General features: G+C 55.5%; 13 protein-coding genes. All 13 read right to left on the bottom strand.

What is annotated here, in order from left to right:
- Position 1 precedes the first annotated feature (1 nt).
- Positions 2-688, bottom strand: coding sequence for a 30S ribosomal protein S3 (rpsC, locus tag AC0V2S_RS00800; protein ID WP_027982006.1), 687 nt, complete (start codon positions 686-688; stop codon positions 2-4).
- 13 nt (positions 689-701) lie between these two features.
- The gene (gene rplV, locus AC0V2S_RS00795) at positions 702-1,034 is read right to left on the bottom strand and encodes a 50S ribosomal protein L22 (RefSeq protein WP_003103908.1); all 333 of its coding nucleotides are present in this window, start codon (positions 1,032-1,034) and stop codon (positions 702-704) included.
- Positions 1,035-1,045: 11 nt separating this feature from the next.
- Entirely contained in the window at positions 1,046-1,321 is a 276-nt protein-coding gene (gene rpsS / locus AC0V2S_RS00790) for a 30S ribosomal protein S19 (protein WP_003255482.1), read from the bottom strand.
- 16 nt (positions 1,322-1,337) lie between these two features.
- Positions 1,338-2,162 (bottom strand): 50S ribosomal protein L2, encoded by an 825-nt coding sequence (gene rplB / locus AC0V2S_RS00785; protein WP_475508090.1) that lies wholly within the window; start codon positions 2,160-2,162, stop codon positions 1,338-1,340.
- A 14-nt stretch (positions 2,163-2,176) separates the two neighbouring features.
- Positions 2,177-2,476, bottom strand: coding sequence for a 50S ribosomal protein L23 (gene rplW / locus AC0V2S_RS00780; protein ID WP_002555488.1), 300 nt, complete (start codon positions 2,474-2,476; stop codon positions 2,177-2,179).
- Positions 2,473-3,075 carry a 50S ribosomal protein L4 gene (rplD, locus tag AC0V2S_RS00775; protein ID WP_122493538.1) on the bottom strand — a complete coding sequence of 201 codons (603 nt, stop codon included), beginning with the start codon at positions 3,073-3,075 and terminating at the stop codon, positions 2,473-2,475. Before rplD ends, rplW begins: the two co-directional genes overlap by 4 nt.
- Before the next feature lie 12 nt (positions 3,076-3,087).
- A complete protein-coding gene (rplC, locus tag AC0V2S_RS00770; protein WP_108096534.1) occupies positions 3,088-3,723 on the bottom strand; it encodes a 50S ribosomal protein L3 in 636 nt (211 codons plus the stop codon).
- Positions 3,724-3,806: 83 nt separating this feature from the next.
- Entirely contained in the window at positions 3,807-4,118 is a 312-nt protein-coding gene (gene rpsJ / locus AC0V2S_RS00765) for a 30S ribosomal protein S10 (RefSeq protein WP_003186070.1), read from the bottom strand.
- 139 nt (positions 4,119-4,257) lie between these two features.
- The gene (gene tuf / locus AC0V2S_RS00760; RefSeq protein WP_108096535.1) at positions 4,258-5,451 is read right to left on the bottom strand and encodes an elongation factor Tu; all 1,194 of its coding nucleotides are present in this window, start codon (positions 5,449-5,451) and stop codon (positions 4,258-4,260) included.
- A 32-nt stretch (positions 5,452-5,483) separates the two neighbouring features.
- Entirely contained in the window at positions 5,484-7,589 is a 2,106-nt protein-coding gene (gene fusA, locus AC0V2S_RS00755) for an elongation factor G (RefSeq protein ID WP_463551251.1), read from the bottom strand.
- 30 nt (positions 7,590-7,619) lie between these two features.
- Positions 7,620-8,090, bottom strand: coding sequence for a 30S ribosomal protein S7 (rpsG, locus tag AC0V2S_RS00750; RefSeq protein ID WP_002555493.1), 471 nt, complete (start codon positions 8,088-8,090; stop codon positions 7,620-7,622).
- 150 nt (positions 8,091-8,240) lie between these two features.
- The gene (rpsL, locus tag AC0V2S_RS00745) at positions 8,241-8,612 is read right to left on the bottom strand and encodes a 30S ribosomal protein S12 (RefSeq protein WP_003186084.1); all 372 of its coding nucleotides are present in this window, start codon (positions 8,610-8,612) and stop codon (positions 8,241-8,243) included.
- Positions 8,613-8,793: 181 nt separating this feature from the next.
- The gene (rpoC, locus tag AC0V2S_RS00740) at positions 8,794-12,987 is read right to left on the bottom strand and encodes a DNA-directed RNA polymerase subunit beta' (protein ID WP_475508089.1); all 4,194 of its coding nucleotides are present in this window, start codon (positions 12,985-12,987) and stop codon (positions 8,794-8,796) included.
- Positions 12,988-12,991: the final 4 nt, after the last annotated feature.

The raw sequence follows: 12,991 nt of genomic DNA, 5'->3' as shown, positions 1-12,991 counted from the left end.
CTTACTTAGCAGCTTTTTTACGAGGCGCTGGTGCTTGTGGTTTGAGTTCTTCTTGGCGACCACCAATTACTTCGCCTTTGAAGATCCAAACCTTCACACCGATCACACCGTAAGTGGTGTGCGCTTCGTACGTGGCATAGTCGATATCGGCACGCAGGGTGTGCAACGGCACACGACCTTCGCGATACCACTCGGTACGGGCAATTTCTGCGCCGCCCAAACGACCGCTCACTTGGATTTTGATGCCTTTGGCACCAATACGCATGGCGTTCTGTACAGCGCGTTTCATAGCGCGACGGAACATCACACGACGCTCCAGCTGCTGAGCTACGCTCTGTGCAACCAGCATACCGTCAAGCTCCGGCTTGCGGATCTCTTCGATATTGATGTGCACAGGCACACCCATTTGCTTGGTCAGGTCCTGACGCAGCTTCTCAACATCCTCACCTTTCTTCCCGATAACGATACCTGGACGAGCGGTGTGGATGGTGATGCGTGCAGTCTGAGCCGGGCGATGGATATCGATACGGCTTACGGACGCGCTTTTTAGTTTGTCTTGGAGGTATTCACGCACCTTCAGATCTGCGAACAAATAGTCCGCATAAGTCCGACCGTCGGCGTACCAGACGGAGGTGTGCTCCTTGACGATTCCCAGGCGAATGCCAATGGGATGTACTTTCTGACCCATCTCTTCGACTCCGTTACTTGTCAGCAACCTTGACAGTGATATGGCAAGACCGCTTGACGATGCGATCAGCACGGCCTTTGGCACGTGGCATGATGCGCTTCAGCGAACGCCCTTCGTTGACGAAAACAGTAGAGACTTTGAGGTCGTCTACGTCAGCGCCTTCGTTGTGCTCGGCGTTGGCTACAGCCGACTCCAGCACTTTCTTCATGATTTCCGCGGCTTTCTTACTGCTAAAAGCCAGCAGGTTGAGCGCTTCGCCCACCTTCTTCCCGCGGATTTGGTCGGCGACCAAGCGGGCTTTCTGGGCGGAGATTCGAGCGCCCGACAACTTAGCGGCTACTTCCATTTCCTTACCCCTTAACGCTTGGCTTTCTTGTCAGCCACGTGCCCGCGATATGTACGGGTACCGGCGAACTCGCCCAGTTTGTGACCGACCATGTCTTCGTTCACGAGAACTGGAACATGTTGACGACCGTTATGCACAGCGATGGTCAGACCGACCATTTGTGGCAGGATCATCGAACGACGCGACCAGGTTTTCACCGGTTTGCGATCGTTCTTTTCCACCGCCACTTCGACCTTCTTCAGTAGGTGAAGATCGATAAAAGGACCTTTTTTCAGAGAACGTGGCACTGTCGTATCCCTCTATTTACTTGCGACGACGGACGATCATGTTATCGGTGCGTTTGTTACCACGAGTCTTCGCGCCCTTAGTCGGGAAGCCCCATGGAGACACCGGATGACGACCACCAGAGGTACGACCTTCACCACCACCATGTGGGTGGTCAACCGGGTTCATGGCGACACCACGAACGGTTGGGCGAACGCCACGCCAGCGCGTGGCACCCGCTTTACCCAGCGAACGCAAGCTGTGCTCGGAGTTCGAGACTTCGCCCAGGGTCGCACGGCATTCAGCCAGCACTTTACGCATTTCACCGGAACGCAGACGCAAGGTCACGTATGCGCCTTCACGAGCGATCAGCTGAGCCGAAGCACCAGCGGAACGAGCGATCTGAGCACCTTTACCCGGCTTCAACTCAACACCATGAATGGTGCTACCGACTGGGATGTTACGCAGTTGCAGCGAGTTGCCCGGCTTGATCGGAGCGAGAGCGCCCGAGATCAGCTGGTCGCCAGCACTCACGCCTTTTGGGGCGATGATATAACGGCGTTCGCCGTCTGCGTACAGCAGCAGTGCGATGTGAGCGGTACGGTTTGGATCGTATTCAATACGCTCGACAGTGGCAGCGATGCCATCTTTGTCGTTGCGACGGAAATCGACCAGACGGTAATGCTGCTTGTGACCACCACCGATGTGACGAGTGGTAATACGGCCATTGTTGTTACGACCACCAGTCTTCGACTTCTTCTCGAGCAGCGGTGCGTAAGGAGCGCCTTTGTGCAGCTCCTGGTTGACCACCTTGACCACAAAACGGCGGCCAGCGGAGGTCGGTTTGCATTTAACGATTGCCATGATGCTCCCCTTCCTTACTCAGCACTACTGCTGAAGTCGAGATCTTGACCCGGCTGAAGGGAGATAACTGCCTTCTTCCAGTCGTTACGCTTGCCCAGACCGCGAGCAGTACGCTTGCTCTTACCCAGAACATTCAGGGTAGTAACACGCTCTACTTTCACGCTGAACAGGCTTTCGACGGCCTTTTTGATTTCTAGCTTGGTTGCATCGGTAGCAACCTTGAAAACGAACTGGCCTTTTTTGTCAGCCAAAACGGTGGCTTTCTCAGAGACGTGCGGGCCAAGTAGCACTTTAAATACGCGTTCCTGGTTCATCCCAGCAGCTCCTCGAATTTCTTCACGGCCGACACAGTGATCAACACTTTGTCGTAGGCGATGAGACTAACTGGATCGGAACCCTGCACGTCACGGACATCAACGTGTGGAAGGTTACGAGCAGCGAGGTACAGATTCTCGTCGACGGAGTCGGAAACAATCAGTACGTCGGTCAGGCCCATGCCATTCAGTTTGTTCAGCAGGTCTTTGGTTTTCGGTGCATCAACAACGAAATCCTGAACCACAACCAAACGATCAGTGCGAACCAGCTCAGCGAGGATGGAGCGCAGTGCTGCGCGGTACATCTTCTTGTTGAGCTTTTGGCTGTGATCCTGAGGACGAGCAGCAAAGGTGGTGCCGCCGCCGCGCCAGATTGGGCTACGGATGGTACCAGCACGAGCACGACCAGTACCCTTCTGACGCCATGGGCGCTTACCGCCGCCACGAACGTCGGAACGGGTCTTCTGCTGAGCAGTACCTTGACGGCCGCCAGCCATGTAGGCCACGACTGCTTGGTGAACCAGCGTCTCGTTGAACTCGCCGCCGAAAGTCAGTTCGGAAACTTCGATCGCTTGAGCGTCATTTACATTTAATTGCATCTTCGCTTCCCCTTAACCGCGAGCCTTGGCTGCCGGACGCACAACCAGGTTGCCACCGGTAGCGCCAGGAACAGCGCCCTTAACCAGCAGCAGATTGCGTTCAGCGTCGACGCGCACTACTTCGAGGGACTGCACGGTCACGCGCTCAGCGCCCATATGACCGGACATTTTTTTGCCCTTGAATACACGACCAGGAGTCTGGCACTGGCCGATAGAGCCAGGGACGCGGTGGGAGACGGAGTTACCGTGGGTGTTATCTTGACCGCGGAAATTCCAGCGCTTGATGGTACCGGCGAAGCCTTTACCTTTGGACTGACCGGTGACATCCACCAGTTGACCAGCTTGGAAAATTTCTGCATTGATCAGATCGCCAGCCTGGTAGTCGCCTTCTTCAAGACGGAATTCCCAGACGCCACGACCGGCAGCTACGTTTGCTTTAGCGAAGTGGCCTGCCTGAGCAGCAGTCACGCGCGAAGCACGACGCTCACCGACAGTGACTTGCACTGCACGATAGCCATCGCTTTCTTCAGTCTTGAACTGGGTGACGCGATTCGGCTCGATCTCAATGACCGTAACCGGAATGGAGACACCTTCTTCGGTGAAAATACGGGTCATACCGCATTTACGACCGACTACACCAATAGTCATGTTGTAAACCTCATGAGTGTACGGGGCTTTCACCCGCTATGGCCGCCCATTTCAGAGCGTTACACGACTAAAACCAGACGGTTTTAGCCGAGGCTGATCTGAACTTCTACGCCAGCCGCAAGATCCAGCTTCATAAGAGCGTCAACGGTTTTATCCGTAGGCTGGACGATGTCCAGAACGCGCTTGTGAGTGCGGATCTCGTACTGGTCACGCGCGTCTTTGTTGACGTGCGGGGAAACCAGAACAGTGAAACGCTCTTTGCGGGTGGGCAGAGGAATCGGACCACGCACTTGAGCACCAGTACGTTTCGCGGTTTCCACGATTTCCTGGGTGGATTGGTCAATCAGGCGATGATCAAAAGCCTTCAACCGAATCCGGATTTGTTGATTTTGCATTGTCCACAGACTCCCAGTTGCTATTCCCAACGGACGCAATACGCCCGTTAAAAGGAGGCGCAATTCTATAGACGCCCCCTACAGGTGTCAACCCAATAAAAAAGCCCCCGCAAGCGGGGGCTTTTTCATCAATCAACGATTACTCGATGATTTTGGCAACGACGCCAGCACCAACGGTACGGCCGCCTTCGCGAATCGCGAAACGCAGACCATCTTCCATGGCGATCGACTTGATCAAGGTAACAACCATCTTGATGTTGTCGCCTGGCATTACCATCTCAACGCCTTCCGGCAGTTCGCAGCTACCGGTTACGTCGGTAGTACGGAAGTAGAACTGAGGACGGTAGCCTTTGAAGAACGGAGTGTGACGACCACCTTCGTCTTTGCTAAGGATGTAAACCTCAGCTTCGAACTTGGTGTGCGGCTTAACCGAACCCGGCTTGGCCAGTACTTGACCACGCTCAACGTCTTCACGCTTAGTACCGCGCAGCAGAACGCCGCAGTTCTCGCCAGCACGACCTTCGTCGAGCAGCTTGCGGAACATTTCAACGCCGGTGCAAGTAGTCTGAGTGGTGTCACGCAGACCAACGATTTCCAGAGCTTCCTGAACCTTGACGATACCGCGCTCGATACGACCGGTAACTACAGTACCGCGGCCGGAGATCGAGAATACGTCTTCGATTGGCATCAGGAACGGCTTGTCGATGACACGAACTGGCTCAGGAATGTAGCTGTCCAGAGTCTCTACCAGCTTCTTGACAGCGGTAGTGCCCATTTCGTTGTCGTCTTGGCCGTTCAGAGCCATCAGAGCCGAACCGATGATGATCGGAGTGTCGTCGCCTGGGAACTCGTAAGTGCTCAGCAGGTCGCGAACTTCCATCTCAACCAGTTCCAGCAGCTCAGCGTCGTCCACCATGTCAGCCTTGTTCAGGAAGACAACGATGTAAGGAACGCCAACCTGACGGGACAGCAGGATGTGCTCACGGGTTTGCGGCATCGGACCATCAGCGGCCGAGCAAACCAGGATAGCGCCGTCCATCTGCGCAGCACCGGTGATCATGTTTTTTACGTAGTCGGCGTGACCTGGGCAGTCAACGTGTGCGTAGTGACGCACGGCCGAATCGTATTCAACGTGAGCGGTGTTGATGGTGATACCACGAGCTTTTTCTTCTGGAGCGCTGTCGATCTTGTCGAAGTCAACGCGAGCCGAACCGAAAACCTCGGAGCAAACACGGGTCAGAGCAGCGGTCAGAGTGGTTTTACCGTGGTCAACGTGACCGATGGTGCCAACGTTGACGTGCGGTTTGTTACGTTCAAATTTTTCTTTAGCCACGACAATAAACTCCTTGCCTAAAGGGGCTGATATCAGCCTTGTTTTTTGATCAGAGCTTCGACGATGTTCGACGGAGCTTCAGAGTATTTGGAGAATTCCATGGAGTAGCTCGCGCGACCCTGAGACATGGAGCGGACGTCGGTCGCGTAACCGAACATCTCACCCAACGGCACTTCGGCGCGAATAACCTTGCCCGAAACCGTATCTTCCATGCCCTGAATCAGACCACGACGACGGTTCAAGTCACCCATCACGTCGCCCATGTAATCTTCCGGGGTTACCACTTCAACTTTCATGATCGGCTCAAGCACAACACCGCCACCCTTCTGGGCCAGCTGCTTGGTCGCCATGGAAGCTGCGATCTTGAACGCCATCTCGTTGGAGTCGACGTCGTGGTAGGAACCATCAAACACGGTAGCCTTCAGGCCGATCAGCGGATAGCCGGCAACAACGCCGTTCTTCATCTGCTCTTCGATGCCCTTCTGGATTGCCGGGATGTATTCCTTCGGAACCACACCACCTACCACTTCGTTGACGAACTGCAGACCTTCCTGACCTTCGTCAGCAGGTGCGAAGCGGATCCAGCAGTGACCGAACTGACCACGACCACCGGACTGACGAACGAACTTACCTTCGATTTCGCAGTTCTTGGTGATCTTCTCGCGGTACGAAACCTGCGGCTTACCGATGTTGGCTTCAACACCGAATTCGCGCTTCATACGGTCGACGAGAATGTCGAGGTGCAACTCACCCATACCGGAGATGATGGTCTGACCAGTCTCTTCGTCGGTTTTGACGCGGAACGATGGGTCTTCCTGAGCGAGCTTGCCCAGAGCGATACCCATTTTTTCCTGGTCGTCCTTGGTCTTGGGCTCTACGGCAACCGAAATAACCGGCTCCGGGAAGTCCATGCGAACCAGGATAATCGGCTTGTCAGCGGAGCACAGGGTGTCACCAGTGGTGACGTCCTTCATGCCGATCAGAGCAGCGATGTCGCCAGCGCGTACTTCTTTGATCTCTTCGCGGGTGTTTGCGTGCATTTGCACCATACGACCCACGCGCTCTTTCTTGCCTTTAACCGAGTTGATCACGCCGTCGCCGGAGCTCAACACGCCCGAGTAAACGCGGGCAAAGGTCAAAGTACCCACGAATGGGTCGGTAGCGATCTTGAACGCCAGAGCCGAGAAGGGCTCGCTGTCATCTGCATGACGCTCCATTTCAACAGTCTCGTCATCCGGGTCGGAACCCTTGATGGCAGGAATGTCGACCGGGGCCGGCAGGTAGTCAACAACGGCGTCGAGAACCAGGGGAACGCCCTTGTTCTTGAACGAGGAACCGCAAACAGCCAGGACGATTTCGCCAGCGATAGTACGCTGACGCAGAGCGGCCTTGATTTCCACGTTGGTGAGTTCTTCACCTTCGAGGTACTTGTTCATCAGCTCATCGCTGGCTTCGGCAGCAGCCTCAACCATGTTGCTGCGCCACTCGTTAGCCAACTCTTGCAGTTCGGCTGGAATAGCTTCGCGACGAGGGGCCATGCCCTTGTCGGCGTCATCCCAGTAAACCGCTTCCATGGTGATCAGATCGATCTGACCCTGGAAGTTGTCTTCGGCACCGATAGCCAATTGGATTGGCACCGGAGTGTGACCCAGACGCTGCTTGATCTGACCAACAACGCGCAGGAAGTTTGCGCCAGCACGGTCCATCTTGTTTACGTAAACAAGACGTGGAACGCCGTATTTGTTGGCTTGACGCCATACGGTTTCCGACTGCGGCTCAACACCCGAAGTACCGCAGAACACAACGACGGCGCCGTCGAGTACGCGCAACGAGCGCTCTACTTCGATGGTGAAGTCAACGTGCCCGGGGGTGTCGATGATGTTGAAGCGGTAGCTGTCTTTGTGCTGCTTGACGGAACCGGACCAGAAAGCGGTGGTAGCAGCAGAAGTAATGGTAATACCACGCTCCTGCTCCTGAACCATCCAGTCCATGGTCGCGGCGCCATCATGCACCTCGCCCATTTTGTGGTTCACGCCGGTGTAGAACAGTACGCGCTCAGTGGTAGTGGTTTTGCCAGCATCCACGTGCGCGACGATACCGATGTTACGGTAGCGGTTGATCGGTGTAAGACGAGCCATAAAGCCCTCGCAATATTAGAAGCGCTGAATTTAGAAGCGGTAGTGCGAAAATGCTTTGTTGGCTTCAGCCATACGGTGCACGTCTTCACGCTTCTTAACTGCAGCACCTTTGCCTTCAGCAGCATCCAACAGTTCGCCAGCCAAACGCAGGGCCATGGATTTCTCGCCACGCTTACGGGCGAAATCCACCAACCAGCGCATGGCCAGGGCGTTACGACGGGACGGACGAACTTCGACCGGAACCTGGTAAGTAGCACCGCCAACACGGCGCGACTTCACTTCGACCAGCGGAGCGATGGCGTCGAGAGCTTTCTCGAAGATTTCCAGGGGATCGCTGTTCTTACGCTCTTTAACCTTTTCCAGCGCGCCATAAACGATACGCTCGGCAACGGCTTTCTTGCCGCTTTCCATCACGTGGTTCATGAACTTGGCCAGGATTTGGCTACCGTATTTTGGATCGTCAAGCACTTCGCGCTTGGCTGCTACACGTCTTCTTGGCATGGATAAGCCCTCAAACGGTCTTCAGGTTAGCCCGGGAACAATAAAACCTCTGGATGACAATCCTGGGTTGAACGCCCGACCTTACTCTTATCGACTCAGAAAAATGAAAATCTATTTTGGGTGAAACGACCGATCACTCGGGCGCTGCACTTACTTCGGACGCTTGGTACCGTATTTCGAACGACCTTGGTTACGACCTTTAACACCGGAAGTATCCAAGGAACCGCGAACGGTGTGGTAACGAACACCTGGCAAGTCTTTTACACGACCGCCGCGGATCAGTACCACGCTGTGTTCTTGCAGGTTGTGGCCTTCACCGCCGATGTACGAGGAAACCTCGAAACCGTTGGTCAGACGCACACGGCATACTTTACGCAGTGCCGAGTTAGGTTTTTTCGGCGTGGTGGTATACACACGGGTGCATACGCCACGACGTTGCGGGCAGTTCTGCAGCGCAGGAACGTCGGATTTCTCGACGATACGCTTACGCGGCTGACGTACCAGCTGGTTGATAGTTGCCATCTACTAGCTCCACTGTTGTCTTTCGACGCTATTGTCTTACAAGAAAAACAAAATGGCAGGACATGAGTCCCGCCAAATTTAGGGGTACAAGAGTCTAAAGAGCTTCTGGCACCCCGTCAAGACAAGGCCCGGTGAGGCTTTCGCTTCACCGGGCCCTGACCCGATTGGCAACCTGTAGCGATTACAGGTTGTTCAACGCTTCCGACAGTTGAGCTTCAGCTTCGCTGGCGCTCACTTGAACCGGCTTGCCGGCATCACGACGACGTTTACGCTCGCTGTGATAAGCCAGACCCGTACCGGCCGGAATCAGACGACCTACCACCACGTTCTCTTTCAGGCCGCGCAGGAAGTCACGCTTACCAGTAACCGCAGCCTCAGTGAGGACGCGGGTGGTTTCCTGGAATGAAGCCGCCGAGATGAACGATTCGGTGGACAACGATGCCTTGGTGATACCCAGCAGAACGCGGTCGAACTTGGAGATGAACTTGTCGTCCGTGCTCAGACGCTCGTTCTCGCCCAGTACGTGAGTCAGTTCCATCTGGTCGCCCTTGATGAAGCTAGAGTCGCCGGATTCGGTGATCTCAACTTTACGCAGCATCTGACGCAGGATGGTCTCGATGTGCTTGTCGTTGATCTTCACGCCCTGCAGGCGATAAACGTCCTGGATTTCGTTAACGATGTACTTGGCCAGCGCGCTTACACCCAGCAGACGCAGGATGTCGTGCGGATCGCTTGGACCGTCGGAGATAACCTCGCCGCGGTTCACTTGTTCGCCTTCGAAGACGTTCAGGTGACGCCACTTCGGAATCAGCTCCTCGTACGGATCGCTACCGTCGTTCGGTGTAATAACCAGACGGCGCTTGCCTTTGGTTTCTTTACCGAACGCGATGGTGCCGCTGACTTCAGCCAAGATCGAGGCTTCTTTCGGACGGCGCGCTTCGAACAAGTCGGCAACACGCGGCAGACCACCGGTGATGTCGCGAGTTTTCGAAGTTTCTTGCGGGATACGAGCGATAACATCACCCACGCCCACTTGCACCCCATCCGCCACACCGACCAAGGCGTTAGCTGGCAGGAAATACTGAGCCGGTACGTCGGTACCTGGCAGCAGCAAGTCTTTACCGTCAACACCGACCATCTTCACAGCAGGACGGATGTCTTTGCCGGCAGCTGGACGGTCTTTCGGATCCAGTACTTCAATGTTGGTCAAACCCGTCAATTCGTCAGTCTGACGCTTGATGGTGATGCCTTCTTCCATGCCCACGTAGGTCACGGTACCTTTCATTTCGGTAACGATCGGGTGGGTGTGCGGATCCCATTTGGCGACGATCGCGCCGGCATCCACTTTGTCGCCTTCCTTGACGGAAATAACAGCACCGTAAGGCAGCTTGTAACGCTCGCGCTCGCGACCGAATTCGTCCGCCAGAGCCAACTCACCAGAACGCGATACCGCCACCAGATTGCCGTCAGCACGCTCAACGTGCTTCAGGTTATGCAGGCGGATGGTGCCGCCGTTCTTGACCTGAATGCTGTCTGCAGCAGAGGTCCGGCTTGCCGCACCACCGATGTGGAACGTACGCATGGTCAGCTGGGTACCCGGCTCACCGATCGACTGAGCAGCGATAACGCCGACAGCTTCACCGATGTTCACCTGGTGACCACGGGCCAGATCGCGGCCGTAGCACTTGGCGCAAATGCCATAACGAGTTTCGCAGCTGATCGGCGAACGCACGATCACTTCGTCGATGCTGTTCAGCTCGATGAATTCAACCCACTGCTCGTCCACCAAGGTGCCAGCCGGCACGATGATGTCCTCAGTACCTGGCTTGAATACGTCACGGGCAATTACTCGACCCAGAACGCGCTCACCCAGAGGCTCAACCACGTCACCGCCTTCAATGTGCGGAGTCATCAACAGGCCGTGTTCGGTGCCGCAGTCGATCTCGGTAACGACCAAGTCTTGCGCCACGTCTACCAGACGACGAGTCAGATAACCGGAGTTCGCAGTTTTCAACGCGGTATCCGCGAGACCTTTACGAGCACCGTGAGTGGAGATGAAGTACTGCAGTACGCTCAGACCTTCACGGAAGTTCGCGGTGATCGGCGTCTCGATGATCGAGCCGTCCGGCTTGGCCATCAGACCACGCATACCGGCCAACTGACGAATCTGAGCTGCCGAACCCCGAGCGCCGGAGTCAGCCATCATGTACATGGAGTTGAACGACTCCTGATCCACTTCTTTACCGTGACGGTCGATCACTTTCTCTTTCGAAAGGTTCGCCATCATCGCCTTCGACACTTCGTCGTTGGCTTTGGACCAGAGGTCGATCACCTTGTTGTACTTCTCGCCCTGGGTTACCAGGCCGGAGGCGTACTGGCTTTCGATTTCCTTAACTTCTTCGGTGGCTGCATCAATGATGCGAGCTTTTTCATCGGGGATGACGAAGTCATTCACGCCAATGGAAACGCCGGAGATAGTCGAGTAGGCGAAACCGGTGTACATCAGTTGGTCAGCGAAGATCACAGTGTCTTTCAAGCCAACGGTGCGGTAGCACTGGTTGATCAGCTTGGAGATCGCCTTTTTCTTCATTGGCTGGTTGACCACGTCATACGCCAGGCCGGCCGGAACAACTTGGAACAGCAACGCGCGGCCAACAGTGGTGTCGACGATGCGGGTGTTCTTGGTGATGCTGCCGTCGCGATCTTTGATGACCTCGTTGATACGCACCTTAACTTTGGCGTGCAGCGCTGCTTCGCCGGCGCGGAATACGCGGTCGACTTCTTGCAGATCGGCAAACACACGACCTTCGCCTTTGGCGTTGATCGCTTCACGGGTCATGTAATACAGACCCAATACAACGTCCTGCGACGGAACGATGATTGGCTCACCGTTGGCTGGCGACAAAATGTTGTTGGTCGACATCATCAACGCGCGCGCTTCCAACTGGGCTTCCAGTGTCAGCGGTACGTGCACGGCCATTTGGTCGCCGTCGAAGTCGGCGTTGTACGCAGCGCAGACCAGCGGGTGCAGCTGAATAGCTTTACCTTCGATCAGAACCGGTTCAAACGCCTGGATACCCAGACGGTGAAGGGTCGGTGCACGGTTGAGGAGTACGGGGTGTTCGCGAATCACTTCAGCGAGAACGTCCCACACTTCTGGCAGCTCACGCTCAACCATTTTCTTCGCGGCTTTGATGGTGGTGGCCAGGCCACGCATTTCCAACTTGCCGAAAATGAACGGTTTGAACAGCTCGAGGGCCATCTTCTTCGGCAGACCGCACTGATGCAGACGCAGAGTCGGGCCTACGGTAATAACGGAACGACCGGAGTAGTCCACGCGCTTACCGAGCAGGTTCTGACGGAAACGACCTTGCTTACCCTTGATCATGTCGGCCAAGGATTTCAGCGGACGCTTGTTCGAGCCAGTGATGGCACGACCGCGACGGCCATTGTCGAGCAGGGCGTCAACCGCTTCCTGCAGCATGCGCTTTTCGTTGCGCACGATGATGTCCGGGGCGGACAGATCGAGCAGGCGCTTCAGACGGTTGTTGCGGTTGATCACTCGACGATACAGATCGTTGAGGTCGGACGTCGCGAAACGACCACCATCCAACGGTACCAACGGACGCAAATCTGGCGGCAGAACCGGCAGAACGGTCAGCACCATCCACTCTGGGTGGTTGCCGGAACCCTGGAAGGCCTCCATCAACTTCAGACGCTTGGACAGCTTCTTGATCTTGGTTTCGGAGTTGGTCTGCGGAATCTCTTCACGCAGGCGGCCGATTTCGTGCTCCAGATCGATAGCAGTCAGCAGCTCGCGAACAGCTTCGGCACCCATGCGGGCGTCGAAGTCGTCACCGAACTCTTCGATGGCTTCGAAATATTGCTCGTCGTTCAGCAACTGACCCTTTTCCAAGGTGGTCATGCCTGGATCGATAACTACATAGCTCTCGAAGTAGAGAACGCGTTCGATATCACGCAGGGTCATGTCCAGCAGCAGGCCGATACGGGACGGCAGCGACTTCAGGAACCAGATGTGGGCAACCGGCGAAGCCAGTTCAATGTGCGCCATGCGCTCACGACGAACCTTGGCAAGGGCGACTTCAACACCGCACTTCTCGCAGATCACACCGCGGTGTTTCAGGCGCTTGTACTTACCGCACAGGCACTCGTAGTCCTTTACTGGGCCAAAGATCTTGGCGCAGAACAGGCCGTCACGCTCAGGTTTGAACGTACGGTAGTTGATGGTTTCCGGCTTTTTAACTTCACCGAAGGACCACGAACGGATCATCTCTGGCGAGGCCAACCCAATACGGATGGCATCGAACTCTTCGACTTGACCCTGGTTTTTCAGCAAATTCAGTAGGTCTTTCAAGGCC

It is taken from the genome of Pseudomonas sp. CC11G, assembly GCF_056174845.1.
This window is presented reverse-complemented; position numbering and strand designations above follow the sequence as displayed.

What these genes read in the sequence shown, in the direction of transcription:
- rpsG (WP_002555493.1), bottom strand. Translation starts at nt 8,090, where the DNA reads ATGCCAAGAAGACGTGTAGCAGCCAAGCGCGAAGTGCTTGACGATCCA.
- rpsJ (WP_003186070.1), bottom strand. Translation starts at nt 4,118, where the DNA reads ATGCAAAATCAACAAATCCGGATTCGGTTGAAGGCTTTTGATCATCGC.
- fusA (WP_463551251.1), bottom strand. Translation starts at nt 7,589, where the DNA reads ATGGCTCGTCTTACACCGATCAACCGCTACCGTAACATCGGTATCGTC.
- rplD (WP_122493538.1), bottom strand. Translation starts at nt 3,075, where the DNA reads ATGCAATTAAATGTAAATGACGCTCAAGCGATCGAAGTTTCCGAACTG.
- rplB (WP_475508090.1), bottom strand. Translation starts at nt 2,162, where the DNA reads ATGGCAATCGTTAAATGCAAACCGACCTCCGCTGGCCGCCGTTTTGTG.
- rpsC (WP_027982006.1), bottom strand. Translation starts at nt 688, where the DNA reads ATGGGTCAGAAAGTACATCCCATTGGCATTCGCCTGGGAATCGTCAAG.
- rplW (WP_002555488.1), bottom strand. Translation starts at nt 2,476, where the DNA reads ATGAACCAGGAACGCGTATTTAAAGTGCTACTTGGCCCGCACGTCTCT.
- rpsL (WP_003186084.1), bottom strand. Translation starts at nt 8,612, where the DNA reads ATGGCAACTATCAACCAGCTGGTACGTCAGCCGCGTAAGCGTATCGTC.
- rplC (WP_108096534.1), bottom strand. Translation starts at nt 3,723, where the DNA reads ATGACTATTGGTGTAGTCGGTCGTAAATGCGGTATGACCCGTATTTTC.
- rplV (WP_003103908.1), bottom strand. Translation starts at nt 1,034, where the DNA reads ATGGAAGTAGCCGCTAAGTTGTCGGGCGCTCGAATCTCCGCCCAGAAA.